Below are 26,721 nucleotides of genomic sequence, written 5' to 3' on the forward strand. Positions count from 1 at the left end.
CTTTATTATAACACAAACAACGGCCTTTTCTATACCTTACCGTGAGAAATCCGGGCTAAACGTAGGAGCCTCTTTTATGAACGAAAAGGGAATAAACAGTTTTATAACCTTTGATGTTACCAAAGAAGATGGATTGCTGATTTTATCCATTTTCTTGGGTTGGTTGTCTGTAGTATGGGTTGTTAAAACTGTTGGAAGAAACCGTAAATGGCTTTCAGATCAATGGAAAGAAATCATGGAATCGGACGAAGCTAAACAGGCAAGAGAGGAAAAAGAGCAACGGGCAAGAGAGAAGGAGAGAGAAAACCAGTGGCAAAACCTAATTACGGAAACGGGATACCACTATGGCTTGTCATTGGACCGCTGTCAGGGTGATTACTGTTGGTCTGAAGAAGATTATGAAAAAAACCGACAACTGATTATAACCGGTTTGAGAGGTTTTGATTTTTCCATGCCTGATGAAGCAGATATGCTAGAAGATGATTTTGATGAAAAATGGCTGAAGTTTCTTGAGGAATCTCGCAGTAACCGAAGTACCCTCGCCATCCGGTAATGTAGCGGGACAGATCTTTGATAAGCTCATCCAGGCTTACGCCCTTTACGCACCGCGTAAGTTCCCGCACCCTCTGCTTGAACCTGCCCAGAGCTTTTGGCGCAACACGACGCTTCGGCGCAACTCCGGGCGTAAAACCAGCCGCCTTCACCGCGCACCCGCCGAATTACCTCCACGGCCCGGTCTTGTCCGTTCCCCGAAGAAACCAATCCTGTATATGCGCATACTGCTTGAATCAATTAAAGGAGGTTTCAAATAATGGCAAAACGAACCACACATCGGAAACCGGGGTTCACGGAGACGGTCAAAACGGACGCAGGGCGGGAGACTTCCCAGAATCTGGAAACCGTATTGAAACCATCAAAGGACTACGAAGCCGGAACCGGAGAATACAGTTTCAGTTCGCGCGCGTCCTCCGGGCTTACGGAGGAGCGGGCGGCGGACATGTTCGCGCGCAAGGCCGCGGTCGTTTCCGAAAGCCGGGAGACGATTGCGGGTTTGAGGAATCTGATCGGGGAATCGGTATCCGAGAATACGCTCAAGACTTACTACTGGGCCCTGCGCCGCCTCGTGGCCTTTATGGGAATTGAATCGGCAGAAGGGGTGAATATCAGACTGCTCCTTGAAAAACTGGATGACGTGACGCTTGCCCGCTACGTCGCCAAGATTGAAGCGGAAGGCAAAGCTCCCGCCACGGCTCAAATGGTCATAGCGACGGTCCGTTACGCGGCGAAGCTCTGGGAACGGGAATCTCCGGTGGGCAGGATAACGGCGAAGGCAATGTGAGGATTCCGCCGCAAGGGCGCCGAACGCGGACGCGGCCAAGCGCGGGGCGTCACCTGGACACAGGCGGAAAGAATCGCGGCCATGGCGGGCGGAGAAACGGATTCGCTTTCAGGGATCCGCGACGCGGCTTTGATCTCGATCATGTCCGACGCGATGCTGAGAATTTCGGAAGCGGCGGTTCTGCTCGTCTCCGACGTTACCGAGGAAACCGACGGCTCCGGACGGGCCAGCGTCCGCAGGTCAAAGACGGATCAGGAGGGCAGGGGGACGGTTCTCTATCTCGGCCGCCCGACGATGACCCGGGTCAGGGCATGGCGCGAAGCCGCGAACGTAAATGACGGAGCGCTGTTTCGCAGCGTATCAAGGGGGAATCTTTTCACTTCCAGGGTCGGTGAAACGCCCCTGTCCCCGGCATCCATCCGTCGCATACTCAAAACCCGCGCCGCGCAGGCGGGAATAGAGGGGGTAAGCGGTCATTCCCTGCGCGTCGGGGCGGCGCAGAGCATGGCCCTCGGCGGAGCCACGCTGGTCGACATGCAGATCGCAGGTCGCTGGCAGTCCCCGCAAATGCCCGCCGCATACGCCAAGGAACAGCTCGCGGGACGCAACGCCGTGGCGCGTATCCGCTACGGCTGCAAATGACTGAATAACCGCGGGGGATTGAGAATAGAGATTGCCGCGCCGATCCCCCGGAGATTCATATCTGTCAGTATCGTCTCGCAGACTGCAATGCTGAAAAGTGTCATCTTAATTGTCGCGCTATAACCCAACCCTCACCATCAAAAGGGCATGAAATGAAAAAAGCGGGCAACCTTTGTGAGGGAACCCGCTTCATTCAAGCTTTGTTAGCTTTTATTTGGTTTTGTTTCTATTTTGCGAACTGATCGATGTAGACCATCAGCCTTGACTGGAATGCCCAGATCGTATCGTCGGCTGTGGCAGTGACACCATTAGCAGCTGCGTGAGCCACCTGCAGATCCTTAAGACCGTCTCCGGCAAGCACCATGCTTCCGATGAAGTCAAGGTTTACTCCCGGATGAAGCGTCCAGCTGAGCGTTCCTTCAATCTCTGTTCCGAGATACTCATCAACTTCAGTAGCTGGGAGACCTGAACCAAAGGCTCCACTGTCAAAAGCAGAAACCGCATTTGTCTCATCATTCCAGGCAATAAGAACCTGAGGAGTAAATCCGAGGTTGTCAGAAAGCTGCATATTCGCGTACAGTCTGGCGTAGATAGCGTTTATAACGCTGCCCTCTATGTTGTAAACAGTCGGAATGACGTGCTTGAAAAGAAGGTTGTCAACATTATAGGCCGGGCTGAACGGAAGGGCGTTACCTTCAATCGTCGTTGCAGTCGAACCGTCATCACCCTGAGCCCAACCGGCTTCAAGACCGATTGTGCTTACCTGTGCCATCATCGAAGGCATAAGTTCAAGACGAGCCGCCATATCGAAAGCATAGTCAAAATCAAGCTCTACATTGGGATCACCGGCTGTAATTTCTCCCCCTCCGAACATCTGGACTTCGTATGTGAAGCTCCAGCTGGCAGCCTTAAGTACGAGCAGGCCGGAATAGAGTGAAGTACGGTCAACATCCCAATCATTTCCGAAACCGGTTGTACCACCGGGAAGAGGATTCCTCAGGCTAGCGAATATATTCTGCTGATGCAGGTACGGGAATGCATAACCTCCAACGGTTACGTTCACGTCTCCCATCTGCTGGTTGTATATACCCGCGGCTGCAAGTATGTCATAACCCTGTCCACCACCATCCTGAGTGAACAGCGAACTACCGTTGTTGAATACGTCAGACACGAGAACCAAGGTGAAGGTTCCGGCTCCTGCGGGGAATGACTTGAGCCAAAGAGCCCTGTCAACCACGAAACCGAGATCCGAATGCGGGTCGTGTCCGCCGTTTGCCAAAATTCCGAGTCCCCAGTCAAAAGGCTGGCGCCCTATTCTCACGAAACCAAGGTTGTTCGGAAGAACTATGTCCGCGTGAAGCATGCGTACGGTGAAAAACCCGTACTCATGATCTATCGCTTTGGGTCCCCTCAGAATAGCGCCGTTGAAGCGGTCGCTCGGTCTCAGGTCCGACAGCACAACACTGTCATCTTCAAGAAAGGTACCACCAAAGAAGTGGGAAGTCGCCCCACCCCATATCATGTTGCTCGCCACGTCAACCTGGGCGCGCACGGTAACCGCGTCGCTCAATCCCAACTGCGGGGTGACCCTGAGCGTCGTATCAACAACGCTAATCCTGTCTTCACTTAACAAAGTGGCGTTGTCAATAACACGCATTCTCGTTCTCATATAGCTCGGAAATCCGCCAAGCGACCAGTCAATCGCGAATGACGGAACCGACATGCCGAGAACGGCAAAAAATATTATAAACCATCTGGCTTGAATCATCTCTCCTTACCTCCTGTAAAATTTATGTTCCATAATTAGCGTTAAGGGACATTTAAAAAAGGGGCATAAAAACCCCGAATCCCTCAATGCATGATCAAACTTATTCCAAGTTTACTAGAAAAACAATCCAGTTTCAAGCGTTTTTTCCCTCAACGGAAAATCACACTCCTCCTTAATGCTCCCTTAATACTAAACCAGAAGCGCATTCATGTCAAGAGGGAATTTCCCCCGGCACGCACCCGCGCGAAACCCGAAACCGTGCGGAAATGAAGCGCCATCCTCACCCCCTACCGAAAAGCCTGAGCGTGACAAAGGGCACGAGACTGAGCACCGGGGAGAGATAAAGCTGGGTGACGGCACTTTTCCGAAGAGGCTCCTTCATCCCCATTATCCCCCGGTAAAAAGAGGCCGGGTCTCCGACAAGACCCCGAAGCGCCTCGCAGACAAAATAGACGTTCCCGGGACTGAGGATAAACACGAGCAGGTTAAACACGCAGAACACAATAAGCCCCTTCGCCACCAGGCTCGCCGTCCGGCCCCACACAAGCGAGTTAACGGCCTTTCTCGTCAGGTTTCCCCCATAGTACCCGGCGAGTATCCCCCCGAGCAGAACCGTCATCATGAGGCTTATCCCGAACCCGAAAAGAAAGACAAGGCACTTCCCGAAAAGATCCGCCGTCCCCCCGAAGGCCAGGATCACCTCCTCCCACACTCCCCACCCGAGCGGAAGAAGCAGCCCCAGGAACGCCCCCTCCCAGAACCCGCTCCTGAAGCCCACCATGAAAAAAGTGAGCATCCCCCTCATCGTGAGGAAATCCGAAGGTATGTCCTGCCCCGTGCGCTCTATTATGTGGTACTGCTGTATCTCCGATATCGCGTCTATGATGTTGCGGGGAGACGCGTGGGGAGAAGGCGATACGTGAACGAAACCTCCCCGCCCCTCGCTCACGGGCCTTCTCCTCCATATACGGGGCGGGAAGAACCAGGCATTCTACCGCGCCCGCAAGCCGCCGGATTCCCCGTCCCCGATAAATTTTTGAAAAAAGTTATAGACATTCTCTCTTGATTGTAATACATTGTATTTCAGATATCAAAAAATGGACAGAAAAAGAATAAAGATGCCGGCAGGAAAAACAAGGAGAAAAGCCTCTTGATCGGACTTCGCGCAAGGAAGCCCCGCGACATTTCCCAGCCGACGGGGTGCACCATAGGGGAGGGCACGGCGCTTGACGCGCAGGCCGAGGCGAAACCCGCGCCGATAACGATTCCCGACGCAGACCGCGAGGGGCACGTATTCACCATGGGCGCCACGCGAAGCGGAAAGACCCGCCTCGCCGAAGCCATGATAGAGCAGGACATACGGGCGGGGCGAAGCATCCTCTGGATAGACCCCAAGGGGGATAACGCCATCTTCTCAAAGATAGTGACCGCGGCGAGGGAAGCGGGGCGGGAGGACGATCTTATTTTCTTCTCCCCCGTGCATCCCCGCTACTCGGTCAGGATGGATCCCCTCTCCCACTACTTCATGCCCGAGGAGATCGTCAGCCACGTGGTCTCGGGCGTTCGGGTCCGCGAGGAATTCTACTTCAACATAGCCTACGAGGTGACGCTCGTGGTGGTGCAGGGACTCATGCTGATATCGAAATCTCTCGGGGAGCAGCCCACATTCACGTTCAGAAAAATCAAGGAGAACATAGGCTACAGGGAGCTTGAGGGTCTCCGCGCCCAGATAGCCGAGATAGAAGGGCCCGAGGCAGAGGAGATCCTCGGTAACCTCGACCAGATACTATCCTCGCCGCAGGACTACTTCTCAAAAGTTTCCTCGAGCCTCCGCACCGTGATAACGTCGCTTTCCTCGGGCTCCGTGGGAGAGATCATCGGAAAGGACACCGCGAACCGCTTCGTCGAGCGTCTCGAGGCGGGAGAGAGGGTGATACTCGTCGTTCAGACGGGCTCCCTTCTCACCAGGAAAACGGCCCACATAATGGCGCGCGTTCTGCTCTCGATGGTGCAGAGCTTCGTCGGCAGGGTTCTTGCGTCTCACCGCAGGATCGACCCTCCCCTCGCCGTTTACGCCGACGAGGCGTCAAACGTCTTTTACTTCGGGATAGACGATCTTTTCAACAAGGCGGGAGGGGCCGGGGTGTGGCTGCACATGCTGACTCAGAGCCGCCAAGACCTCGTGGCCGAACTCGGCCCGGCGTACGCGGGAAAAATCCTCGACAACACGAACACCAAGGTTATTTTCCGCGTAAACGACCCCGACACGGCCGCGTGGGCGTCCCGCCTTGCGGGGACGAGAAAAAGGTTCTCTCCCATAATGAGCCTCGGCGGGGGGCTCAGCGTCCGGGAAATGGAGGAGAACAGGGTGCCGCCCGAGAGCTTCATGAGGCTTTCGCGAAGGGAGTTTTTCGCATTCACATTCGACGGCGTATACAGGGGCAGGACGCTTGACGTGGCGCCGTGCGAGGAAATACGGTTCCCGGAGATAAAAAGCTGATGAGAAAGAATAAGGAGAGCGGAAATGAAATACCTACCGCAGGTGGCGGTGAGCTGGGAGGCGGCGGTCCTTTTTTCGCTTCTCTGCACGGCGCTCGGCGCCGCGCTTTTCGCGCTCGCGACGAGAAGAAAAAGGGACGACGGTTCCCGCGAAGTGAAGTTTACGACGAAAGAGGGAAAAGAACGGGCGCGCGGCTTCGCCGAATAACTTCGGTTTCGCCGTGTCTTGCGAGGGGAAAGAAGAAATGAATAAACTCAAGCGGCGGTATGTGTCTTTGGATAAGCCAAAAACATACTTAACAGGAGAATAAGCCGCCCAATCTGTCTTCACTTTGAAATCAAACTCACTTATAATGGTCATCGATATGAAACAACTTCTGCTCGTTGCCACGCTTTCAATCTCCGTTTGGCCGATAAGCTCTTTCGCTGGCGACCCGCCCACTCCTGGGAACCATTCAAGCAAAACAGCAGTGATTTCGCAACCCGCCGAAGCGTCGGGTGCCAATGTGAAGGTATTTATACACCCTGACACAGGAGAAATCCTTGCCCGCGAGCAGTGGGAGGCTCTGGGTATCGAAAACGATGAAACCGAGACGATACCACACTCCTCCTCCTCAGAATCCCCGGAAACGGAGGATACCCAGACGATTCTTAAGGGAAAAAAGATCGACCTTGAAAACGGAGACTACGTTATAGTCGTTGACGCACTCGATATGGTCGAAACCAAGGCGTGGTTCGATGAAGAGGGGAAAGCCCATATCAGGTGCAATCACTGAACATCACAAAAAAGCTTCTCCTCCTGACCGCATCCGCGGTACTCTGGGCCCCGCACCCGAAAAAACAAAAAAACGCGAAATAAACACAATTTCCCCGGCTCCGCAAAACACGTCCTGGCGGCAGGAAGAAAACCATCCTCAGTGTGCCTGATCAGGTTTTTCTTGCCTTATCCTCTATTTTGTATTACATTCTAAGTATTATGTCCCGAAAGAAGATCCTCACGGCTCTTTTTCTAGTCGCCTTGCTCGCAAGCGCCGCAAGGAACGCCGCCGCGTCGGCCAAGTGCGGCGGAAGGTTCTTCAACCCCGTCTCGGACGTCGACTGGAGAGCCATGTTCCCTATAAAGATAGGGGGGAGTCCCGTAACGCCGGGAGAAGGAACCGACACCGTAAGCCGTTTCCCCCTCTGTTTCTGCGGGTCGCCGGTCCCCAGAATCGGGATAAAGGTTTCCTTCTGGGAGCCGGTGAAGCTAATCGAGGTCGTAAGACACCCCGGATGCTTCCCTTCGCTCGGGGGCAGAAAGCTTCCCCTTCCCTCCTTCGCAACGGCGGGAACATACGGGGAGGGTGGCGGGCAGCGGGGAGACAGAACCTCGTTTCTTCACGTCCACCACTTTCTCTACCCAGTGTTCTCCGTGCTGAGCCTTTTTTCAAGCTTCGGTTGCATGACCCAGGGAGGATTCGACCTCGCGTACATGATGGCCTTTGATCCCCTCTGGAGCAACGACGAACTCTCGTTTCTGCTCCACCCCGAAATAGCGCTTGTGGCGAACCCCGCAGCGCAGGTCTCGTGCGCCGCGGACGCCGTGGCCGCCGCTGGGGGCTTTGCGCTTAACGAACTTTTCTGGTGCGCCGGGTCATGGGGGAGCGTCTACCCCCATACGGGAAACAACGGGGCCACGGGAGACCTCCCGGCCGTCTACGCGCTTTCGGCCGTAAAGCTGCTTGCGAAGCTGCATAACGAGCTTCTGGCTTTTAAGACCACGGGAGAGGGCTCCTTGTGCGCGCCGCGCCCCCACCGCGTGATAGTGAAAGACCAGTACAAGCTTCAGCTCGCCTTTCCGAAGAACACGCGGGCCTTCCCGATAGGAAGGACGACGGCGCGCTGGGCCTCAGGCAAGTGGTATCCCGCGCAGGGAGAGGACTAGGTATTGGTGCTATGGAGAAAAAAAGACTGCTGCCTGCTCTGATTATGGCCGTGCTAGCTTTCCCGGCAACGCTGGCCTCTTCCGCAGAGGATCCCGTCTCGCTTCAGGGAATAAGAACTGGGCCCGGCGAAGCGGAATTCTCCCGCGCGAAAAAACTCATGGAAGACCTGCTTGAACCTGACATTGCGGAAGCGGAGAAGACACTTTCGGAAATAAACTCTCCCGGAGCGAAAGAAACCGAGAAAATAATGGAACTGCTGTCGGTAAAACCCCCGCCCTCGGAGACTTTCCCTGAAAAAAGCGCGGGCGCGGGAGACAAGAGGCCCGAGCTCTTTTACTTTTTCTCATTCTCCATACCGTTTCCCTCTCTCAGGGAGGCGGCGCAGGAGACCGCGGCCGGGGGCGCGGTGATGGTTCTCCGGGGACTTTCGGGAAAGGATCTCGGGGAAACCGCCTCGCGTATATCCGACATGATCGGGAAAACCGGGGCCCAGGTATGGATAGACCCTGTTCTTTTCGAATGCTTCTCGGTCGGGGCGGTGCCGCAGCTCGTGCTTGCCTACGGACACGTGCCGGGAGCGGACTGCGAGGGGCTCCGCCACGTAAAGGTTTCCGGGGACGTATCGCTTCCCTACGCTCTCGGGCTCATGGAAAAGGAGGACGCGAATGCCGGGGTGTTTATCAGGCGCCTTGAGGAAAGCGGCTTTTATGGCAATTAGCCTTCTGCTCCTGCCGACCCCCGGTGCGGGCGCCGGGGAAGATTTCGAAGCGGGCTTACGGGAAGGACGCCTTCACGGGACTGAAATGCTGTCGCGCCACTCGCAAATCCTGAGACCGTCAGACATCGAGACAGAAGCGCTTCCGGGCTACGGGACGGAAAGCCGCCAGGAACTCCAAACCGAGGGGACGCGGTGGAGCGGGGATCCCGAGGGGATGAGAGCGGAGGCGGGGACGGCGGGAGGAGGCGTGGAGCGAGTGCGAAGCTCAATAGAAGAAAATTCCGCCGCGGTGAGAGAGGATGCGGGCCGGGCGAGAGAGCGGGCCCGGGGCGGAATCGGGAGCGGAGAGACAAAAACCGCAGAGGACCTCGGGGAGAGGAGGGACGAGATACTTTCAGGCGCAGAAAGCCTTAAGCGCTCCACCAAAGGAGTGCGCGAGCGCCTAGATGACGCAAAACCGGAAAGCGCTTCCGGAGAGGGAGAAACATCCCGGATCAAAAAGACAATAGAAAGCAGCCGGGCGCAGCAGCGAAAAAATGACGGGGCTGGATGACACGCCCGCAATATGCTGTCTTTTATAAAAACGCAGGCTTGTTTCTTGTAAAATCGCGGACAAGAAAACAGCAACCGGAAGTCACTGCCCCTTTAGAACTGCCGCCATTTTCCGAAGACCGATCGCCTCGACATTCCGGGCAACCGGATAGCGGTCAGAACCGGCGGTAACCACAAAGGATCGCTCGGGCTTGATGTCTTTCAGAGCATTCCGAAAACCCTTGCCGAGAGCCCCCCTGAGGCTGCGTTTGATTTCGACCGCCCAAGGAGCTAGGCTCCCGGGAAGTTCAAGCACAAGATCCACCTCAGCCCCCGCAGAAGTACGGTAAAAACTCGCCCTGGTTCCGGCAGGAGCAACTGACAGAAGGTTCTCTATCACGAAGCCCTCCCAGCTCGCTCCGACGACTGGGTGACCGGCAAGGGAATTGTAATCCGTTACACCCAGAAGGGCGTGGACTATCCCGCTGTCGCGCACATAAACTTTCGGGGACTTCACGAGACGTTTTCGCACATTGACGTAAAACGGCCGCAGTCGGCGCACCAGCAGCAGATCAGCAAGCAGGTCTATATAGCCGGTCACGGTACGGGCACTTATGGAAAGGCCGGACGCAAGCTTCGAGATGTTAAGCAAGGTGCCCTGTCCGTGAGCAAGCATAGTCCACAGACGCTCAAGGGTCTCCGCCGGAATCTGCCATCCGAACTGCTGCACATCGCGTTCAAGGTAGGTGCGGATGAAGTTGCGACGGAAGGCGAAACTGTCGTCATTGTCTTCAGCTAAAAAACTGTCCGGAAAACCGCCGCGCACCCAGAGAAGATTCAGGGAATCGTCATCCCCTACCGCTTCAAGCACGCTCAGCGGATTCAGTTCAACGTATTCTATCCGCCCCGCAAGGCTTTCCCCCGATTGTCTCAGCAAGTCAACCGATGCTGACCCAAGGATCAGGAAGCGTCCCGTCCGCATCCCCCGGCGTCTTCCCTGATCAATCAGGCCGCGCAACTCGGAAAAAAGCTCCGGTATGCGGTGAACCTCGTCAAGAATAACCAGACGGTGCTCGTGCGCCCCTAGGAACAGTACCGGGTCAGCCAGCTTGGCACGCTCTTCCCTCGCTTCGAGATCAAGGTACAGCGCCCCCGACTCCCCGGCAATATCAAGCGCCAAGGTCGTTTTGCCGACTTGACGCGGGCCGATCAGCGCCACGGCGGCTTGTCGGCCGAGAGCTTTTCTTAGGGAGTGGGAAGCATGACGTTCTATCATGCTTGCAAATTATACATAGCTATTCTTAATTTACAAGAATAATTTCCGCATAACAGATAAGATACCGTTGAGAGACTGATGTGCAAAGCAAGTCTTTTCATGCCCAGAAAACTACAGATTGAAAAAGTGCGGCTGCTTGTAACCACGGAAATAAAGAACTTCTGTGAACATGACTCTATTCATAGATTGGGATTAGCAACAAAGCGAGCACCCCTTGCTATTTCCAGAGCCAAAAGCTTCCTTGCATCCTTGCCAGGTGGCCAGCCTCTAATATTGGCATGATTGGGATTATCGGTTGTCGGATCGGCTACAACATTTAACGACTGTGACGTCACGTGAGAAACCTCCACATCAGCCCTGCCATGAAGCTTTCTATTTTGCTGCCCGGAAACAATTTCATTTCCGATATCCCAAATTTCATTTTCGGAAAGATTTAAATGGCGGGTAGTTGACAATTCCAGAGGGTCTTCCGGCGGAATGAAGGCATCTTGCTTGACCGTTTGGTCTGCTCTACGATACCACCTTGAGGAAGTGATATATCTCGCCAGAAGCTCATCAGGCAAAACGAAATCCGTCATTCAATCTCCCCGGCAACCTCTCCAATTAAATCCAATAAATCATCGGAAACAAAAAATGAAACAGGATCCATTCCATGCCTCCGCTTTGCACCAATTATAGCCGCATAATAAACTCCTCCTCCAGGATTAATGCTGATTGAAACGACTCTGGAAGGAGACCTGTACCATTCCAAAGAAATTGCTCCGTCCGGTTCAGCACCTATTTCCGGAGATTCACTGCCCCAAGGAAAAGATTCCAGAAAGATTTTAGCGTTCCAGAAAACCTCTTTTGTTATGGCTCTCGCCTCTCCTCCGTCCCATCCGTCCACTCCACACTCGTTAAAGGTCTTTTCCAGTTCCCGAAAAACGCCTCTAGCCCCAAAACCCAAGATATTAGACCTTTGCAAATGAGCAGATAATTCCCTCATTTGCTGGTCTATAAAGTCACCAGCAGAAAAATCCTGACCTGAGCAACCTGAAATAAGAGGGGAAGATGTTGCAGTTGCCAACATTTTATTTGCATTCCTCCAAGGCTTTCTTTGTTAAATTACTGAAGAAAACTTTATTTTTTACCCAACGCATTTCATCCATATATTTAGAAACCTGTATTTCACCACAGTTAAGAGATTTTTGCATAAACACATCTATGTCCAACAGCAATCCGGCTTCTTGCTGAGTCCTTTGAACAGTCTTTATAACATTAACCGAATAGGGAGTCCCCGGAACCTGCAGCACGTCTCGATGCAAGTAGCCTGATAAAAGCCAGTTCAAACCCTCGATAGGTAGTGGCGGCCTTTTATAATAATCAGCTAATTCAATTCTCTGTCCCTGTTTGATCGCTAGACGGTTTATAAAGCGCAGACCAATTCTCCCAATTTCAGTTGGTTCTAGCAGTTCACAGTAAATTTTCCAGAGGCGCAACGCTTCTCGGCTAAATTTCTCCCAGTTTTCGTAAGGCTTTAGCCGACTAAAGACAAATGAATCTTTATTAAACTGTACGACATAAAAACTATCTCCTGACTGGCACTTCAAACCAACGTGGACAAAATCTTTAACTACGTTGGTTCCGGTCTCGGGTGAAAGCTGAACTTCAGTTTCCTGCACCGTGTCATGCTTCGGGTAATCAGGCAATCGTTCTTCTAACCGGCTTTGTAGACTCGACTCGTCCCATTCGGCAGAAGAAACAACTCGAAGATCAAGAACGGCCTCAACAATCGGCGCGCGCGGCAAACGAGGAAATTCTTCTGTTATATCAATAGGGGATTGCATAATCTTTGTTGCTCGTATCCCTTATCACTGTTTTTAAGTTTTTCCTGCCTCCCCATTCTCCACAATTCTCCGATAAGGTTTTTTCTAAATTGATTCCACCGTCTAAAACCAAGTTGGAGCAAAAAACTAAAGAATACCAAGCGACTCTGCCCGGCTCTAAGCAGGTTCAATAGTAAGCGCAAGATTATTGCCGGTCATAATCTTCCACTTCCCTAACCCTAGTGGGAAGAATTTTTAAGAACCCCGCTAGGGTAGCATCAACTTAACAAAACTCCGTCTTACCCGTTTCCTAGGAATTCTTAGGAAAATTAAACCTTTATTTACTTTAATATAATATTACCGGAGTTCAATATTGACAAGTCTTCTGTCGCTAGCAAATTAAAATGACCGATGCTTTTTACCAGAGCTTGAAACAAGCGGAAAAAGTACCGATCAATGTACCTAATTGCTTATAATGCCCGACCAGAAGTTTAAGCGAGGAGCAAACAGTAACTTCAGCAAATTGAATAATACCAGGAAAATCTCTTCCAGGAAAGATGCGCGATCCGGCAAGCAAGGAAACCGGCTTGGGAAGCCGCACCGCCTGGCTCTTGTTGTTCTTAAACACTTTTACCCTTTCCATCTCCGCTTCCAGACAGGAAGTCCTAACGCATACAGGTGGTAGCAGGTCGCCGAGATATGTCGAGGGCGGAGAGCGCCTCCAGCGCTCGACTAAAGGGGTGCGTGAAGACTCGACAGCGCGAAATCGGAAAGCGCCTCCCGTGAACGGAAAACATCCCGAATCAAAAAGACGATCGAAAGCAGCCGGGCGCAGCGGCGAAAAAACGACGAGGCCGGATGACATTACTTGAGAACATTGTCTTCTATAAAAACGCGGATATAATTTCTATAAAAACGCGGATATGGAAATAACAATACAGCGAGTTTCGGATCATGTCACATTCTTATTTCCGCTGGCAGCGGGACACCTTGAAAAAAGCCCTCGAAACGCGCCGCGTGCTGTTGCTCTGCGGAGCGCGCCAATGCGGCAAAACCACCCTTGCCAAGGAACTGGTTTCACGGCATATCGCCTACCGCACTCTAGATGATCCGGCCGTACGGCAGATTGCCGAAACCGACCCGCGAGGCTTCGTGAAGCATTCGGGAAGCACCCTCATCATTGACGAAGTCCAGCGTGCTCCCGACCTGCTTTCCGCAATCAAGATAAGGGTGGATGAAGATACGAGACCAGGACAATACCTGCTGACGGGTTCAGCCGACATACAGTCTTCCCCCGGAGTACGGGAATCCCTCGCCGGACGCATAAGAAAGGTACGGCTGCGTCCGCTCACCCATGGAGAGATTTTAGGAGCGTCTCCGGATTTCCTTGACCGGGCCTTCAGGCAGGATTTCGGGCATCCCGACCACGCTTACGACCGTGACGCTATGCTGGACATCTCTTTTGGAGGTGGTTTTCCAGAAGCCATTATGCTTGGAGACACAGAGCGAAGATTATGGCATCGGGACTACGCGGACGCGCTTGTGGAACGCGACCTCAGGGATCTCGGGCGTATCCAGCGACGCGACGCCATGAGCGAACTGATACACACCCTGGCGGCATGGTCGGGCAAGTTCATGGACATTTCATCCATAGGCGCTGGACTTTCCATCGCGCGCTCCACGGTCGAGACATACATAAACGCCCTAGAAGCCTTGTACATTGTCGAACGCGTAAGGGCGTGGAAACGCACCGATTACGCGCGGGCGGGGCAACGCCCCAGGCTTTTTATGACTGACTCGGGACTCATGTCTTCGATTCTTGACTGGGACAGGCAGCAGGTCCGAATGGATGCGGACCGCTCGGGCAAGCTGATCGAAACCTTCATGTTCAACGAAATAGCCGCCCAAGTGGACGCCAATGCCGGAAGATACAGTCTCTTCCATTACCGTGACCGCGAAAAGCGCGAGATCGACTTCTTGATCGAAAGGGAGGACTGGGCGCTGCTCGGGATTGAGATCAAGGCGGGCTCGGCCATCGGAACGAACGATTTCAGAAACCTCAGCTGGTTTAAGAAAAACATCGCGCGCGACAGAAAATTTACCGGGGTCGTACTCTATTCGGGAGAACTCGCGGGTTCCATGGGTGACGGGCTGTGGGCTGTTCCTTTCGGAACAGTCTGGAACCGGCAGTAAGCCGGCTGGCTCACCTTGAAAGAGCGAAACGCGTGGCGGCCTGTCGCGCGCAACTTCTCCTGCTGCTTGATAAGAGAGATGAAGTTCCGTTACCTTGCAAATTATGCATACGACTGTCTGATTTGCAAGAATAAACGGCTCGAGGCTCACATACGTAACCAGAAAGAAGAGAGTTTCCTGATCTACCGAGGATAGATTTTCGCACGGCATTAACCACTTGCAGACTTGTGTCGGCAATCCAGAGATTCGTCGGTTCCTGAAATTTCGGCCTGCTGACCTGATCTCTCGCGCTCCACGAAGAGAAAGAAGCCTATTTGCTCCAATCTTCTATGCGTAATCCGGCCACACGCTTGAATTCCCGGGTGTTATTGGTCACCAGAATGTGCCCGAGCGACCTGGCGTGCCCGGCAATCATCAGGTCATAATGTCCGATCGGTCTGCCCGAGGCGGCTAATTCCGCCCTGATTTCACCGGAATGAACCGCCGCAGCGTAATCATAGGACAGCACGTGCAGTCTGGCGACAAAACCCTCTATATCGTTGAGATTGCGTCTGGGGTTCGCGGACTTTTCCGCTCCATAAACAAGCTCCATCAGGGTTATGGTTGATATGCACACCTGACCGTAATGAGCAACAAACGCCCTTTTTATCTTCTCGGGCTTATTCTTTATGGTGTAGATAACTATATTGGTGTCCAGCATATACCTGAGCATCAGAAGGGTTCCCTCTCCTGACTCCCGGTCTGACCGCGCTCATTCATGAAGTCATCCGTAACACCCTCCCCCTCAAACCAGCTGTCCCATGCTTCTCCAGCCGGAGTGATTAAGCGGGAACGCCCCAAGCGGATAATATCCACTTCCTTTACTGTATCCGGCAAGGAAACCGGTTTGGGAAGCCTCACCGCTTGGCTTTTATTGTTCTTAAAGACTTTTACCCTTTCCATCTCTACCTCCAGACAGGAATATACTTAACGTATATACATTGTAGCTGGCTGTTGGGATATGTAAAGAGTATATACGTACTTTTTCTAAAAGCCTCCCCGAGAAAATTCAGAAATTGTGAAAAGTTGAAAAGACCGTTATCTCGAAGCGGGGCTAACTCCTCTCACGAACCGTGATATATCGAGAGAAAAGCGGTGTAGGTGAAACCGAACTGCATAAGCAGCAGAAAGGGAACCCAGATGAAAAATCCCATGTAGAGAACGTATGCCACCTGGAACGTGAAGAAAACCGAGAGGGTGACCTCGAAAAAGATGGTAACCCCTTTTGAGGAAACGTAAGCCGAGGTTCTCCACCGGTCCTTCCTGCCCACGACGGCGTACTTGGGCGTTCTCGCAAAACCCGACGTCCTGCCCAGAACCGCCTCAAGCACGGCCTTGGCGTTGTTAACCGCTATGCCCGCCCCGACGCTCAGCGCAACGGGTATATACTTGTAGAACTCCCGCGCCCGGGCGCCGTGGGCCTCGCGGACCGCCAGTATGTAGAACCTTATTATGGCTAAGGTGCCGAGCGCCACCCCCGTGACGCTCGCTATGAAAAGGTCGTTAAGCCATATCCTCTCCCACAGGAAATTCATGGGTATTATGAGAATTATAGTGGCGAGCAGAAACAGGTAGCTGAAATTGCCGAGGAGGTGAAATATGCTCTCGGCCTTTACCTTAAACGGGATCCGGGAGTCGCGAAGCACCGACGGCAAAAGCTTCCCTGCCGTCTGGATCCCTCCCTTGACCCACCTGTGCTGCTGTATCTTAAAGGCGTTCATGTCAACGGGAAGCTCGGCGTCCGATATGACGTCGGGCAGGTAGACTGCCTTCCACCCGTTTATCTGCGCCCTGTAGCTTAGATCAAGATCCTCGGTCAGGGTGTCGTGCTGCCACCCTCCGCTCTGCTCTATGCACTTCTTGCGGATCACCCCGGCGGTGCCGTTGAAGTTAAGAAAAAGTCCGTTTCCATGCCGGGCAGCCTGCTCCACCACGAAATGGCCGTCAAGAAGCACCGACTGGGCCTTGGTCAGAAGCGAGTAGTCGCGGTTAAGATGCCCCCATCTCGTCTGCACTATCCCGACCTCAGGGTCTTCGAAGCACGAAACGGTCCTTCGGAGAAAATCCCTGGGGGGAACAAAATCCGCGTCGAAAACCGCAAGAAGCTCCCCGCTTGCCTGCGCGCAGCCCGCGGCAAGCGCCCCCGCCTTGTACCCCTCGCGGTTCCCCCTCCGGATGTGCTTTATGTCGAAACCGGCGGCCCGGAGCTCATCGGTGCAGCGCGCCGCTATGCGGCTTGTGTCATCGGTTGAGTCGTCAAGCACCTGCACCTCGAGCAGGTCACTCGGGTAGTCGATCGCGCAGACTGCGCGGATGAGCCTCTCGGTCACGTACATCTCGTTATAGACGGGGAGCTGCACCGTGACGCGCGGAAGGGATCCCTGCCCCCGCGGGGCCGCGGCGCGGCGCGCCTTTGTCCTCGAGTAAAGATGCACCAGGTAGTAGCGGTGAAGACCGAATATGCAGAGAAAAGCGGAGGAGATAATGTAAAGCAGGGTGCAGAAGTACTTTATAAACTCAAACAACTCTCAAAACCTCTTATCTTTAAAGACCAGGTCGCCCCTACGGTTTGAACTTCGCTATCCTCTCGGCAGCCTGCTCTATCCTCTGCGTGTCGAACGTCACCGACACCCTGGCGTATCCCTCGCCGCAGTCCCCGAAACCGTTTCCGGGAGTGACGACCACGCCGGCTTCGGTGAGCATTCTCTCCGAGAACTCTGAAGATGTCATCCCCTCGGGAACCTCGAACCACACGTAGAACGTGGCCTCGGGGACGGTGTACTCTATGCCCGCTTCCCGAAGGCCGCGGCAGAATATCTCGAGGCGCTCCCTGTAAACCTCTTTTCTCTCCTCAAGCCCGACGGAGCTGTTACGAAGCGCCGTTATGCCCGCCACCTGGACCGCCTGGAAAACTCCCGAGTCTATGTTCGTCTTTATCTTCCCGAGACCCGCTATGGCCCTCTCGTTTCCCGCGGCGAACGCCAGGCGCCACCCGGTCATGCTGAAGGTCTTTGAAAGCGAGTGGAACTCGATTCCCACATCCATCGCCCCCGGTATCTCGAGGAAGCTCAGGGGATTTTTTCCGTAAAACGCTATCTCCGTGTAGGCGGCGTCGTGGCAGATGAGTATCTCGTTTTCCCGGGCGAAATCGACCACTTCCCCGAAGAACCCCTCGTTGGCAAGAACCGTCGTCGGATTGTTCGGATAGTTAAGAAACATCAAGACGGCCCGCTTGGCCACATCCGCGGGAATGGCGTCAAGGTCCGGGAGAAAATCGTTTTCCTTAAGAAGCGGCATCGGGTAGGGAACCCCTCCGGCGAACGTGGTAGAGACCGGGTACACGGGGTATCCGGGATCCGGCACGAGCGCCACATCCCCCGGGTCAACAAACGCTAAAGGCGCGTGGGCTACACCTTCCTTGGAACCTATGAGGGTCACTACCTGCTTTGCGGGATCGAGGCTTACCCCGAAGCGCTCTTCGTACCACTCGGCAGCCGCCTCCCGAAAAGACAGCATGCCCACGTAGGACGGGTAGCGGTGGTGCTCCGGATCTCCGGAGGCCTCGCGAAGCGACTCCACTATGTGCTCCGGCGTCGGTATGTCCGGGTCGCCCACCCCGAGGTCGATCACGTCTGCCCCCTTCTCGATCAGCTCGTTTTTTTTCCTGTCGATCTCGGCGAAAAGGTATGGAGGAAGCTGCTCGATTCTCTCCGCCCACTTGATTTTCATTTGAAGTCCTCCCGAGGATAGATAGGTCCTGACAAGGCAATAAGGCTAACTTAACGGTGCCCGATGGGCAAGTGTGATTTTGTGAGGAAAATCTCCTGCGGGAAGCGTTAACCGCCCCTTAACGGGCACTTTACGCCGCTTTGACGAAGATCGGGGATAAGTAGCGCTCGGGGGCATGTTTAGGGAATTATGTATGTCAACTTAAATACATAATTCCCCATGTTTAACAACGCCCGCAAAAAAGATTAGAATTACATTGCGCGCGAGGAGAAAAGGTTTGAAGATACTCTACGCAATACAGGGAACCGGAAACGGCCACATAAGCCGCTCAAGAGACGTGATAGCCGAGCTTCGGAAGTCGGCCGAGGTCGACATTATGGTAAGCGAGCACCAGCACGAAATAGATCTCGGCTTCGAGGTCAAGTACAACCTGCGGGGACTCGGGTTTGTTTTCGGGAAAAACGGCGGGATCGACTACTACGCCTCGATAAAGAAGGCCCGCTTCGACAAGCTGCTCGGGGACGTAAACGACCTTCCCGTCGGGGATTACGACATGGTGGTAAGCGACTTCGAGCCCATATCCTCCTGGGCGTGCCGCCTCAAGAAAAGGCCCTGCGTTTCGCTTTCCCACCAGACGTCGTTCGCGTCCCCCAAGACCCCGAGGCCCGAGAAGCCGAACAAGATAATGGAATTCATAATAAAGTGGTACGCCCCCGTGTGCATACCGCTCGGGCTTCATTTCCGCGAGTACGACAACTTCATAAAGACCCCCATAATAAGAAAGGAGCTTCGCCGCTACGAAGTGCGCCGAAACGGCCACTACACGGTCTATCTCCCGAGCTTTGACGAGCACACCCTGATCAGGCATCTGAGCAAAATCGACGTGTGCTGGGAGCTTTTCTCAAAACACTACAAGGGAGAGCCCTACACAGAAGGAAACGTCACCGTGTACCCGGTAAGCTACGAGAAGTTCATAGAAAGCTTCACCGAAAGCGAGGGCATACTCACCAATGCCGGATTCGAGACGCCTTCCGAGGCCCTTTTCCTAGGCAAGAAGCTGCTCGCGGTGCCGATGAAGGGGCAGTATGAGCAGGAGTGCAACGCGGCGGCGCTTGAGCAGATGGGATTCGAGGTGCTCCACAAGGTGGGCAGCGATTTCGAAAGCGTCCTTGAGAGATGGGTATCCCTTCCCAGAGCGCAGCCCGAACCCTACAGGGACGTCGTTCCCGACATATCGGAAACCATACTCGCCCTTGCCGAGCGCTACGGGGGCGAAGAGGAGTTCAGACACCCGACCGGCTCCCCTATCGAAGACGCCGAGCGAAAGGGGCTCCTAGACCTTTTTCTCTGAGGATAAAACCGCGGCGGGGAAAATCAGGGAAGAAAGAACCAGAAGACCGCGATGCCGAGAACCAGCCCCGCCAGCGTCTGGGCCAAGCTGTGGCACCCGAGTCTCACCCTCGACCACGCGACCAGCAGGGCAAGAGGCGGGATAACGAAAACCAGGGCCTCGTGCGGATGGGCGAACACCGCCGCCCCGAGCGCGCCGATTGCGGCACAGTGACCGCTTATCTTCCAGTAAAGCGAAACCAGTATCCAGAGGCCCGTAAGCGCAAGGCATAAGTAGCCGAGCGTGACCAAGGCGCCCGGGCCGCCGACGAAGCCGTAGAGAAGGAGCGACAATACCGAGTAGACGAAAATAACGCTGAGGGGCCTTATCCGCTCCTCCCTCACGCTTATATGGAAATCCGTCACCTTGCCCTGTCCCATGAGATAGAATATGTAGGCCGTCGGGGCAAGCACGAAAAGCAGCAGGAAAAGAAAAGTCCAGAGAAACTTGGCGGAGTGATCAAGCGAGTAAGAGCAGAGAATCACCGCGTAGAAAACCACAAGCGCGGGGGAAAAAACGGTGGAGACGAGGTTCGCCGCGCCTACGACCCTACCACCCTCGGCGGGACGCGGAAACGTGACCTTTTGAGCTATGTTGTCGTTATTAATCATCTTTCCCTGAGCCCTGTATAAAATAAAAACCGCATGGAGCGCAAAAAACAAGAGATAAACCGAAGGTTTTTCGTTTTTTAATCACCCTTTTAAAAACCGTTAACACGGCCTTAGAGTTGCAGGGCAAAGAGGTTTCTAAAACCTGCGAATAATCTGTATAATACCCGACAAATGGCAACAAGATGGAAAAAGAGTCTTCCCGGCGGCCACACGGGGGCAGCATTTGTTCTCTGCGCGCTGGGGACGCTAGTATCGGGATACCTGCTTGTGGCTGACTTCGTGCTCGGGGGCGCGGAGCTTTGCCTTACGGGCAAAGGCTGCGACATGGTAAGGGAGAGCCGGTACTCGAGCATCGGGGGCATGCCGGTCTCGCTGCTCGGAGTCCTGGGATACGCGGCTATGGTGACCGTTTCCGTCTCGCGCCTTGGGCGGCGGACAAAGTGGAATCTTCTTTTCTGGCTATCGGCGGCGGCGGTCGGTTTTTCGGCTTACCTCACCTACCTTGAACTTTTCATAATAGAGGCGCTTTGCTCGTGGTGCGTGGCCTCGGCCGCGATCGCAGTGGCAGTGTTTCTGCTTGCGGCCTCTCAAACGACCGGCAGCGCCATAAAGTCCTTCGGCGGGGCGGCGACGGTGTTCGTCTTGGTGTTTGCCACGTCTTACTCCATTCATTCCCCCGCCCCGCGGGAGAATCCCCCGTCCGCGGCTACCTTTTACCAGGTGAGCCTCGCGAAATACCTCTCGGAGCGCGGAGCAATCATGTACGGCTCATACAACTGCGGTCACTGTCAGAAGCAGAAGGATCTTTTCGGGGGGGCTTTCGACCACATAACCTACGTCGAGTGCAGCCGAAGCGGTCCAGACTCCAATCCCACCCTCTGCGCGGGCAAGAACATAAAAAGCTACCCCACCTGGGAAATCGGCGAAGAGTTCCACGAGGGGGTAAGAACTCTCGAGCAGCTCGGGAGGATCTCGGGTTATTCGGGCAAGTGAAAATTCCCCTCTACAAGGTGCTGGGATCACTTGCCATTGCTTTGACAAGGGGCTTTTATAAATTATCTTTATCTTAACGTTCCTATTACAACTGAGCCGCTATCGGGGCGGCATTGGGGTGAAGGGTGGAAAAAAGAAACGACGGATTATCGTTCATAATATGCTGTAACAAGTTCGGGTGGACCCGGTCCTGGGGCATAAGCAGGGAACGGTTGCAGTTCGTGCTGGGCGCCTTGGGGATTTTCGTGCTGGGCACGCTTCTCTCATTCTTTCTCTCATACAAGTTCTACGGGGAAGCACAAGATATCCGGGCGCAGAAGCAAGCCGAGATAGACGAACTGCTAAGCGCCGTCGAGGCGATGTCGCACGACATAATCGTGGACAAGAAACTTGAGGACAAGTTCATAAAAAGGGTCCTTCGTCTCGAGAAAAAGCTTGCCTCCATGGAGAGAACGCTCTCTGAGAAAAAGCGGAGAAAAGCTCTCCCCGCGGGAGGACGCGGCTTCCAGGCAAGCGATATCGGTCACGATTACTTTGACGCGCTAGAGAAGGACATAGACCGCCTCGCCAAGGCCATGGACTCCATTCCTTTCGGAAAACCCGCCCGGGGAGGAATCTCTTCGCACTACGGCTACAGGAAATCTCCCTTCTCGGATGCCAGGGAGTTTCACGGCGGAGTAGATTTCAGGGGGAAAATAGGAGACGAGGTAACGGCCACGGCGGACGGCGTCGTTCACAAGGCCGAGTACGTTAAGGGCTACGGAAAGCACGTTGTCATCAAGCACAAAAAAGGCTACAAGACTCTCTATGGGCATCTCTCCAAGATAAGTGTCACCAAGGGCCAGAAGGTCGTAGCGGGAGAGAAGATAGGGGAACTAGGATCGACGGGCCGTTCAACCGGGCCGCATCTTCACTACGAGATAATAAGGTACGGAAGAAGAATCAACCCCAAAAAATACGTAAGATAGGGGAAAGCCTGTATGTATAACAGCAAACGGAAGAGCAAAAACAATAACTCGGGTGCCGTGGAAACAGTTCTGGGCAAAGGCGTGGTGTTCGAGGGAATCATCTCGTGCGAGGGATCGATGAAGGTCGAAGGTGAACTCAAGGGAGACATAAAAGTCGCCAACTCAATCGTGGTGGGCCCTAACGGTTCGGTGACCGGGGACATAAACGCCAGAGAGGTCATCATATTCGGGAAAGTAACCGGAAAGATAGATGCCGGGGCGCTTGAGATCAAAAGCACGGGAGAAATAACCGGAGAAGTCCTGATCGAGACCCTGATAACCGAGGCCGGGGGAATCATGAGGGCGAAGTGCGAAATGAAAAGCCCCGCACCGAAAGGCGTAAAGGATAAAGGCCCGGCTCCCGGCTCCTCCCAAGCGGCGAAACCCTAATGGTGGTGGTGGCTGCGGCGGCTTGCCTCGGGGGGATCGAGGACAGGCGCCGTAACCGATATCCGCGCGCCCGAGCGGAACTTCAATTCCAAAATCACGCTTTCTTCTATATTGCCCGAGAGCTCCTCTAGCATCACGTGATAGCCTCCCGGCGAAAGGACGACCGACTTGCCCGCCGGAATCTCAATCGAAGCAACCTTCTTCATTGCCATCGAATCTTCCCTCATCTCCGTAACGTGAAGCGAAGCCGAAGCGGAGCAGCTGCAGCCCACTTCCAAAAGTTCGTCTCCTGCGGCGGCGGGGTTCTCAATAACCATGTAGGCAGCGGTCACGGAAGCACCAGGGGGATTTTGTCTTACCCACGGGTCCTTGACGGAGACCTCCCCCATGCTCCAAGCCAGGGGAGCAACAAGAAAGAAAACAGCTAAAACGATCAGGGCTTTTCTTACGTTCATGGGTACCTACAGAAGAAGGCGTTTTACGTCGCCTGCTATTTTCTCTGGATCAAGCTTTTCCTTGGGGTAGCGAAGCATCATCTCGCCTCCGGGACCTATCAGGTAAACCGCGGGGGAATGAACTACCCCGTAGTCTGACTCTGAGGTCCCCTGCTCCTTTGAATAAAAGGTTCCGCAGGCGTCGTTTACCTGCTTTATAGACTGCTCTGGACCCGTGAGGCCCACTATGCGGTCGTGGAAAAACGGAACGTAGGTCCCGAGTTTGGCCACGGTGTCGCGCTCCGGGTCAACGGTTATGAAAAGCGCCACGACCCCCTCGTCTCCCACAAGATCAAGCACCTCTCCCAGCATACCCAGGGTGGTGGGACACACGTCCGGACAGTTCGTAAACCCGAAGTTAAGCAGTATGACCTTGTCCGAGTGGTCGGAGAGAGAGAACTCTCGGTTCTGGTGGTCAGTCAGGAAAAAATCAAAGGCGGGTCGGCGATACTCATCCCCGTGGAAGCTCCCCTTGTCCGTGCCGAGGAACCAAAGGACCGCAACCCACACGAGAGCGATCAGCGCCAAAGCGGTCAAAAGCTGGTAGTTCCGTTTCATTTGAAGTAACTCCGTAACAGGTTAGGGCAGAAAATATACACCACCTTTCCGATTAGACAAAAAAAAGAGCGCCTCAGGGGGGCCGAGGCGCTCTTCCTAACAAAAAGGAGGATGAAGGATGAGTATTGATCAATGTTTTTAATCAACGCTATAAAATATAAGTAATTTACTTAAACTGTCAAGAGAAAATTAAAAAAATTTTAAAACGGCAAAAAAAAGCGGGCAGGGCGCCCGTGCGCCGTGCCCGCTTCGTGGTTTCTGCCAGGTAGAGGCGGATTCTACATCATGCCGCCCATGCCCATCGGTCCGCCAGGAGGCATCCCAGCACCGCCACCGCCATCCTCTTTCGTAACGTCGACTACCAGCGCCTCGGTGGTAAGCAGAAGACCCGCGACGCTTGCCGCGTTCTGCATGGCCGTCCTGGTCACCTTCGCGGGATCGAGAATACCGGCCTTTATGAGGTCCGTGTACTCAAGCTTCGCGGCGTCAAAGCCGTTTGAGCCCTTCTGGTTGACTACCTTCTCTACCACTATGGAACCGTCCCATCCGGCGTTAGAGGCTATTCCCCGAAGGGGCTCCTCAAGCGCTCTCTTCACGATGTTGACTCCTGCCTGCTCCTCGGGATCCGCGCCGTCGTACTTACTGACCGCGGCGATGGCCCTTATGAAGGCCACGCCTCCGCCAGGAACTATTCCTTCCTCGACAGCGGCCCTTGTGGCGTTAAGGGCGTCCTCAACCCTGTCCTTTTTCTCTTTCATCTCGGTCTCGGTGGCGGCACCTACCCTGATCACGGCCACGCCTCCGGCGAGCTTGGCGAGGCGCTCCTGGAGCTTCTCGCGGTCATACTCGCCGCTTGCTATCCCTATCTGGCTCTTGATCTGGTTTATGCGGCCCTCTATCGACGCCCTGGTGCCGGAACCTCCGACGACCGTGGTGTCGTCGCGGTCTATGACGACTCTCTTCGCCTGTCCGAGATCGGTTATCTTGGCGCTCTCAAGTTTCATGCCGGCCTCTTCCGATATTACCTGTCCGCCCGTTAAAACGGCTATGTCCTCGATCATGGCCTTTCTGCGGTCCCCGAATCCCGGGGCCTTTATGGCCGCGACCTTGAGCGTTCCCCTGATCTTGTTAACAACCAGAGTCGCGAGGGCCTCTCCCTCGACGTCCTCTGCGATTATCAAAAGGGGCTTGGTGCTTCTCGCCACTTCCTCAAGAAGCGGGAGAAGGTCCTTCATGTTGGCTATTTTCTTGTCAAAAAGCAGGATGAGCGGATCATCGAGCTCAACCGTCATCTTCTCGGGTTCAGTCACGAAGTAGGGGCTCAGATACCCTCTGTCAAACTGCATTCCCTCAACCACGTCAAGCTCGGTGTCGAGGCTTCTTCCCTCCTCAACGGTTATGACCCCGTCCTTCCCCACCTTCTCCATGGCGTCGGCTATGATGCTTCCGACGTTCTGGTCCCCGTTTGCGGAAACCGTGGCCACCTGGGCTATCTCCGTGCGTCCCTTTACCTGCTTGCTTGATTTCCTTATGCTCGCGGTGACAACCTCGACCGACTGGTCTATTCCCCTTTTAAGCTTCATGGGGTCGTGTCCCGCGGCGACGAGCTTTATGCCCTCGCGGTATATCGCCTGGGCGAGTATGGTGGCCGTCGTGGTGCCGTCTCCGGCCACGTCGCTTGTCTTCGAAGCGACTTCCTTTACCATCTGGGCTCCCATGTTCTCGAACTTGTCCTCAATCTCTATTTCCTTGGCCACGGAAACCCCGTCCTTGGTCACGACCGGAGCTCCGAACGTTTTCTCTATCAGCACGTTGCGTCCCCTCGGACCCAGCGTCGCCTTTACCGCGGCCGCGAGCTTGTTAACGCCCTCGAGAATCTTCTCCCTGGCCTCAGTGTCAAATAACAGATCTTTCGCCATTTTACTGTTTTCCTCCTTTGTTAGTCTTCTATTACCCCGAGTATCTCGTGTTCGGGGATAATCAGGTAGTCCTCGCCGCCGAGCGAAACTTCGCTTCCGCCGTATTTTCCGAATATGACCCTGTCGCCGGGCTTTACGTCAAGCGGAAGAATCTCTCCGTTTTCAATAGGCCTTCCCTTCCCCACGGCAACAACCTCTGCCTGCTGGGGTTTCTCAGCCGCGGTGTCGGGGATTATGATTCCCCCTTCCGTCGTCTCAGACACATCGAGACGCTTTATCAAGACCTTGTCATATAGCGGTCTTATCTCCATCTCTAATACCTCCTTTTTAACTTTTTAAAGCTTGTCTGGCACTTGCGCCTTCCAAGTGCCAACTATAAAGTAAGCACGTTTTTGCGGGTGTCAAGGGATGGAGGGAAAAAAGAGGGCCTGAAGGCGTCTTGCGGGAGAGTTAAAAAGTTTGAGGCAGTCAGCGGACGAGCCGGGACGACCTCGTTACTCCTTCTACGCATGGCAGATGAGATGGCACAATAATACCGTAATACCGTCTGCAGAATCGAATGTCGAGCATCATTTTCCGGCAAAGTGCAATTGCTGCGAGCTAATTCCCCCATTTGTCCCGGAAGAGTTCACCGGGCAGGACCGGAAACGGTCCGCCGCTTTGTGGGACCGGAATTGCCGAGTCGTCCCCGGTCTTTCTCCGCAACCGCCTCTTCCATCAGGAAGTCGAGCTTTCCGGATGATGAGTCCTTTTCGATTTCCTCTTCCCACTGTTTCCAGTCCTTCTCGGAGAACCACTCGCGCAGATGGATGTAATCCTCTTTGGAAAAAGCCGAGATGGCGGATTTTATTTCTTCTACCGTTGACATAACAACAAACCGTCCTGCTGCTCAGGT

General features: G+C 54.2%; 30 protein-coding genes and 1 pseudogene. 13 read left to right on the forward strand and 18 right to left on the reverse strand.

The genetic code is table 11. The features are described from left to right. Window positions 1–419: 419 nt before the first annotated feature. The gene (locus OXG75_01690) at window positions 420–623 is read right to left on the reverse strand and encodes a hypothetical protein (GenBank protein MCY3624704.1); all 204 of its coding nucleotides are present in this window, start codon (window positions 621–623) and stop codon (window positions 420–422) included. Window positions 624–811: 188 nt separating this feature from the next. Here OXG75_01690 and OXG75_01695 point away from each other — a divergent pair, with 188 nt between their 5' ends. Continuing rightward, window positions 812–1,339: a hypothetical protein gene (locus OXG75_01695; protein ID MCY3624705.1), complete on the forward strand. Its 528-nt coding sequence runs from the start codon at window positions 812–814 to the stop codon at window positions 1,337–1,339. A 72-nt stretch (window positions 1,340–1,411) separates the two neighbouring features. Next, window positions 1,412–1,981: a tyrosine-type recombinase/integrase gene (locus tag OXG75_01700; protein MCY3624706.1), complete on the forward strand. Its 570-nt coding sequence runs from the start codon at window positions 1,412–1,414 to the stop codon at window positions 1,979–1,981. Window positions 1,982–2,207: 226 nt separating this feature from the next. Here OXG75_01700 and OXG75_01705 read toward each other — a convergent pair whose 3' ends face one another. Together OXG75_01705 and OXG75_01710 are read right to left on the reverse strand one after the other, a co-directional pair. Beyond that, a complete protein-coding gene (locus OXG75_01705) occupies window positions 2,208–3,749 on the reverse strand; it encodes a hypothetical protein (GenBank protein ID MCY3624707.1) in 1,542 nt (513 codons plus the stop codon). A gap of 280 nt (window positions 3,750–4,029) precedes the next feature. Further along, window positions 4,030–4,698: a hypothetical protein gene (locus OXG75_01710; protein ID MCY3624708.1), complete on the reverse strand. Its 669-nt coding sequence runs from the start codon at window positions 4,696–4,698 to the stop codon at window positions 4,030–4,032. Between the two features lie 201 nt (window positions 4,699–4,899). Here OXG75_01710 and OXG75_01715 point away from each other — a divergent pair, with 201 nt between their 5' ends. The 6 genes from OXG75_01715 to OXG75_01740 all read left to right on the forward strand — a co-directional run bounded on the left by OXG75_01715 (window position 4,900) and on the right by OXG75_01740 (window position 9,444). Beyond that, window positions 4,900–6,249, forward strand: a complete 1,350-nt coding sequence (locus tag OXG75_01715) for a TraM recognition domain-containing protein (protein ID MCY3624709.1) — start codon at window positions 4,900–4,902, stop codon at window positions 6,247–6,249. 24 nt (window positions 6,250–6,273) lie between these two features. Then, window positions 6,274–6,456, forward strand: a complete 183-nt coding sequence (locus OXG75_01720; GenBank protein ID MCY3624710.1) for a hypothetical protein — start codon at window positions 6,274–6,276, stop codon at window positions 6,454–6,456. A gap of 157 nt (window positions 6,457–6,613) precedes the next feature. Further along, the gene (locus tag OXG75_01725; GenBank protein MCY3624711.1) at window positions 6,614–7,024 is read left to right on the forward strand and encodes a hypothetical protein; all 411 of its coding nucleotides are present in this window, start codon (window positions 6,614–6,616) and stop codon (window positions 7,022–7,024) included. 200 nt (window positions 7,025–7,224) lie between these two features. Next, window positions 7,225–8,172, forward strand: a complete 948-nt coding sequence (locus OXG75_01730; GenBank protein ID MCY3624712.1) for a TraU family protein — start codon at window positions 7,225–7,227, stop codon at window positions 8,170–8,172. Between the two features lie 11 nt (window positions 8,173–8,183). After that, a complete protein-coding gene (gene trbC, locus OXG75_01735) occupies window positions 8,184–8,891 on the forward strand; it encodes a type-F conjugative transfer system pilin assembly protein TrbC (protein MCY3624713.1) in 708 nt (235 codons plus the stop codon). After that, the gene (locus OXG75_01740) at window positions 8,881–9,444 is read left to right on the forward strand and encodes a hypothetical protein (protein ID MCY3624714.1); all 564 of its coding nucleotides are present in this window, start codon (window positions 8,881–8,883) and stop codon (window positions 9,442–9,444) included. The genes trbC and OXG75_01740 overlap by 11 nt, the downstream gene beginning before the upstream one ends. Before the next feature lie 81 nt (window positions 9,445–9,525). Here the strand turns inward: OXG75_01740 and OXG75_01745 are convergent, their stop codons facing one another. The 5 genes from OXG75_01745 to OXG75_01765 form a co-directional block, all read right to left on the reverse strand. Then, complete coding sequence (locus tag OXG75_01745) at window positions 9,526–10,698, reverse strand: ATP-binding protein (GenBank protein MCY3624715.1); 1,173 nt, start codon at window positions 10,696–10,698, stop codon at window positions 9,526–9,528. Window positions 10,699–10,877: 179 nt separating this feature from the next. Then, on the reverse strand, window positions 10,878–11,276 hold the full coding sequence (locus tag OXG75_01750) for a hypothetical protein (protein MCY3624716.1): 399 nt from the start codon (window positions 11,274–11,276) through the stop codon (window positions 10,878–10,880). Then, the gene (locus OXG75_01755) at window positions 11,273–11,767 is read right to left on the reverse strand and encodes a hypothetical protein (GenBank protein ID MCY3624717.1); all 495 of its coding nucleotides are present in this window, start codon (window positions 11,765–11,767) and stop codon (window positions 11,273–11,275) included. The genes OXG75_01750 and OXG75_01755 overlap by 4 nt, the downstream gene beginning before the upstream one ends. Before the next feature lies 1 nt (window position 11,768). Continuing rightward, entirely contained in the window at window positions 11,769–12,524 is a 756-nt protein-coding gene (locus tag OXG75_01760) for a TIGR04255 family protein (GenBank protein ID MCY3624718.1), read from the reverse strand. A 397-nt stretch (window positions 12,525–12,921) separates the two neighbouring features. Further along, window positions 12,922–13,146, reverse strand: a complete 225-nt coding sequence (locus OXG75_01765; protein ID MCY3624719.1) for a hypothetical protein — start codon at window positions 13,144–13,146, stop codon at window positions 12,922–12,924. Between the two features lie 311 nt (window positions 13,147–13,457). Here OXG75_01765 and OXG75_01770 point away from each other — a divergent pair, with 311 nt between their 5' ends. Next, a complete protein-coding gene (locus OXG75_01770) occupies window positions 13,458–14,696 on the forward strand; it encodes an ATP-binding protein (GenBank protein ID MCY3624720.1) in 1,239 nt (412 codons plus the stop codon). Between the two features lie 310 nt (window positions 14,697–15,006). On the opposite strand, the gene vapC is transcribed toward OXG75_01770, so the two are convergent. The 4 genes from vapC to OXG75_01790 form a co-directional block, all read right to left on the reverse strand. Then, window positions 15,007–15,408: a tRNA(fMet)-specific endonuclease VapC gene (gene vapC / locus OXG75_01775; GenBank protein ID MCY3624721.1), complete on the reverse strand. Its 402-nt coding sequence runs from the start codon at window positions 15,406–15,408 to the stop codon at window positions 15,007–15,009. Continuing rightward, on the reverse strand, window positions 15,408–15,638 hold the full coding sequence (vapB, locus tag OXG75_01780; protein MCY3624722.1) for a type II toxin-antitoxin system VapB family antitoxin: 231 nt from the start codon (window positions 15,636–15,638) through the stop codon (window positions 15,408–15,410). The genes vapC and vapB overlap by 1 nt, the downstream gene beginning before the upstream one ends. Window positions 15,639–15,799: 161 nt before the next feature. After that, window positions 15,800–17,260, reverse strand: coding sequence for a glycosyltransferase family 2 protein (locus OXG75_01785; GenBank protein ID MCY3624723.1), 1,461 nt, complete (start codon window positions 17,258–17,260; stop codon window positions 15,800–15,802). Between the two features lie 37 nt (window positions 17,261–17,297). After that, window positions 17,298–18,458, reverse strand: coding sequence for an LL-diaminopimelate aminotransferase (locus OXG75_01790; GenBank protein MCY3624724.1), 1,161 nt, complete (start codon window positions 18,456–18,458; stop codon window positions 17,298–17,300). 283 nt (window positions 18,459–18,741) lie between these two features. On the opposite strand from OXG75_01790, the gene OXG75_01795 reads away from it, so the two are divergent. Further along, window positions 18,742–19,815 carry a glycosyl transferase gene (locus tag OXG75_01795; GenBank protein ID MCY3624725.1) on the forward strand — a complete coding sequence of 358 codons (1,074 nt, stop codon included), beginning with the start codon at window positions 18,742–18,744 and terminating at the stop codon, window positions 19,813–19,815. A 23-nt stretch (window positions 19,816–19,838) separates the two neighbouring features. Here OXG75_01795 and OXG75_01800 read toward each other — a convergent pair whose 3' ends face one another. Then, window positions 19,839–20,465, reverse strand: coding sequence for a hypothetical protein (locus OXG75_01800; protein MCY3624726.1), 627 nt, complete (start codon window positions 20,463–20,465; stop codon window positions 19,839–19,841). 171 nt (window positions 20,466–20,636) lie between these two features. Here OXG75_01800 and OXG75_01805 point away from each other — a divergent pair, with 171 nt between their 5' ends. The 3 genes and pseudogenes from OXG75_01805 to OXG75_01815 all read left to right on the forward strand — a co-directional run bounded on the left by OXG75_01805 (window position 20,637) and on the right by OXG75_01815 (window position 22,855). Then, window positions 20,637–21,458, forward strand: a complete 822-nt coding sequence (locus tag OXG75_01805) for a vitamin K epoxide reductase family protein (protein ID MCY3624727.1) — start codon at window positions 20,637–20,639, stop codon at window positions 21,456–21,458. A gap of 575 nt (window positions 21,459–22,033) precedes the next feature. Then, a pseudogene (locus tag OXG75_01810) lies at window positions 22,034–22,405 on the forward strand (M23 family metallopeptidase). 33 nt (window positions 22,406–22,438) lie between these two features. Beyond that, a complete protein-coding gene (locus OXG75_01815) occupies window positions 22,439–22,855 on the forward strand; it encodes a polymer-forming cytoskeletal protein (GenBank protein ID MCY3624728.1) in 417 nt (138 codons plus the stop codon). On the opposite strand, the gene OXG75_01820 is transcribed toward OXG75_01815, so the two are convergent. The 5 genes from OXG75_01820 to OXG75_01840 all read right to left on the reverse strand — a co-directional run bounded on the left by OXG75_01820 (window position 22,852) and on the right by OXG75_01840 (window position 26,694). After that, window positions 22,852–23,310: a copper chaperone PCu(A)C gene (locus OXG75_01820; GenBank protein MCY3624729.1), complete on the reverse strand. Its 459-nt coding sequence runs from the start codon at window positions 23,308–23,310 to the stop codon at window positions 22,852–22,854. The two genes, OXG75_01815 and OXG75_01820, sit on opposite strands and share 4 nt — an antisense overlap. A gap of 6 nt (window positions 23,311–23,316) precedes the next feature. Beyond that, window positions 23,317–23,907 (reverse strand): SCO family protein, encoded by a 591-nt coding sequence (locus OXG75_01825; protein ID MCY3624730.1) that lies wholly within the window; start codon window positions 23,905–23,907, stop codon window positions 23,317–23,319. A 278-nt stretch (window positions 23,908–24,185) separates the two neighbouring features. After that, window positions 24,186–25,826 (reverse strand): chaperonin GroEL, encoded by a 1,641-nt coding sequence (gene groL, locus OXG75_01830; protein MCY3624731.1) that lies wholly within the window; start codon window positions 25,824–25,826, stop codon window positions 24,186–24,188. Window positions 25,827–25,846: 20 nt separating this feature from the next. Next, window positions 25,847–26,137 (reverse strand): co-chaperone GroES, encoded by a 291-nt coding sequence (locus OXG75_01835; GenBank protein MCY3624732.1) that lies wholly within the window; start codon window positions 26,135–26,137, stop codon window positions 25,847–25,849. Window positions 26,138–26,454: 317 nt separating this feature from the next. Then, window positions 26,455–26,694, reverse strand: a complete 240-nt coding sequence (locus OXG75_01840) for a hypothetical protein (protein MCY3624733.1) — start codon at window positions 26,692–26,694, stop codon at window positions 26,455–26,457. Between the last annotated feature and the right edge of the window lie 27 nt (window positions 26,695–26,721).

Source organism: Candidatus Dadabacteria bacterium (assembly GCA_026705445.1).
Lineage (GTDB): Bacteria > Desulfobacterota_D > UBA1144 > Nemesobacterales > Nemesobacteraceae > Nemesobacter.

Excerpts from the sequence above, each read along its gene's own strand:
- OXG75_01695 (MCY3624705.1), top strand. The coding sequence starts at position 812 with ATGGCAAAACGAACCACACATCGGAAACCGGGGTTCACGGAGACGGTC.
- OXG75_01705 (MCY3624707.1), bottom strand. The coding sequence starts at position 3,749 with ATGATTCAAGCCAGATGGTTTATAATATTTTTTGCCGTTCTCGGCATG.
- OXG75_01720 (MCY3624710.1), top strand. The coding sequence starts at position 6,274 with ATGAAATACCTACCGCAGGTGGCGGTGAGCTGGGAGGCGGCGGTCCTT.
- OXG75_01725 (MCY3624711.1), top strand. The coding sequence starts at position 6,614 with ATGAAACAACTTCTGCTCGTTGCCACGCTTTCAATCTCCGTTTGGCCG.
- OXG75_01730 (MCY3624712.1), top strand. The coding sequence starts at position 7,225 with ATGTCCCGAAAGAAGATCCTCACGGCTCTTTTTCTAGTCGCCTTGCTC.
- trbC (MCY3624713.1), top strand. The coding sequence starts at position 8,184 with ATGGAGAAAAAAAGACTGCTGCCTGCTCTGATTATGGCCGTGCTAGCT.
- OXG75_01740 (MCY3624714.1), top strand. The coding sequence starts at position 8,881 with ATGGCAATTAGCCTTCTGCTCCTGCCGACCCCCGGTGCGGGCGCCGGG.
- OXG75_01745 (MCY3624715.1), bottom strand. The coding sequence starts at position 10,698 with ATGATAGAACGTCATGCTTCCCACTCCCTAAGAAAAGCTCTCGGCCGA.
- OXG75_01750 (MCY3624716.1), bottom strand. The coding sequence starts at position 11,276 with ATGACGGATTTCGTTTTGCCTGATGAGCTTCTGGCGAGATATATCACT.
- OXG75_01755 (MCY3624717.1), bottom strand. The coding sequence starts at position 11,767 with ATGTTGGCAACTGCAACATCTTCCCCTCTTATTTCAGGTTGCTCAGGT.
- OXG75_01760 (MCY3624718.1), bottom strand. The coding sequence starts at position 12,524 with ATGCAATCCCCTATTGATATAACAGAAGAATTTCCTCGTTTGCCGCGC.
- OXG75_01765 (MCY3624719.1), bottom strand. The coding sequence starts at position 13,146 with ATGGAAAGGGTAAAAGTGTTTAAGAACAACAAGAGCCAGGCGGTGCGG.
- OXG75_01770 (MCY3624720.1), top strand. The coding sequence starts at position 13,458 with ATGTCACATTCTTATTTCCGCTGGCAGCGGGACACCTTGAAAAAAGCC.
- vapC (MCY3624721.1), bottom strand. The coding sequence starts at position 15,408 with ATGCTCAGGTATATGCTGGACACCAATATAGTTATCTACACCATAAAG.
- vapB (MCY3624722.1), bottom strand. The coding sequence starts at position 15,638 with ATGGAAAGGGTAAAAGTCTTTAAGAACAATAAAAGCCAAGCGGTGAGG.
- OXG75_01800 (MCY3624726.1), bottom strand. The coding sequence starts at position 20,465 with ATGATTAATAACGACAACATAGCTCAAAAGGTCACGTTTCCGCGTCCC.
- OXG75_01805 (MCY3624727.1), top strand. The coding sequence starts at position 20,637 with ATGGCAACAAGATGGAAAAAGAGTCTTCCCGGCGGCCACACGGGGGCA.
- OXG75_01815 (MCY3624728.1), top strand. The coding sequence starts at position 22,439 with ATGTATAACAGCAAACGGAAGAGCAAAAACAATAACTCGGGTGCCGTG.
- OXG75_01820 (MCY3624729.1), bottom strand. The coding sequence starts at position 23,310 with ATGAACGTAAGAAAAGCCCTGATCGTTTTAGCTGTTTTCTTTCTTGTT.
- OXG75_01825 (MCY3624730.1), bottom strand. The coding sequence starts at position 23,907 with ATGAAACGGAACTACCAGCTTTTGACCGCTTTGGCGCTGATCGCTCTC.
- groL (MCY3624731.1), bottom strand. The coding sequence starts at position 25,826 with ATGGCGAAAGATCTGTTATTTGACACTGAGGCCAGGGAGAAGATTCTC.
- OXG75_01835 (MCY3624732.1), bottom strand. The coding sequence starts at position 26,137 with ATGGAGATAAGACCGCTATATGACAAGGTCTTGATAAAGCGTCTCGAT.
- OXG75_01840 (MCY3624733.1), bottom strand. The coding sequence starts at position 26,694 with ATGTCAACGGTAGAAGAAATAAAATCCGCCATCTCGGCTTTTTCCAAA.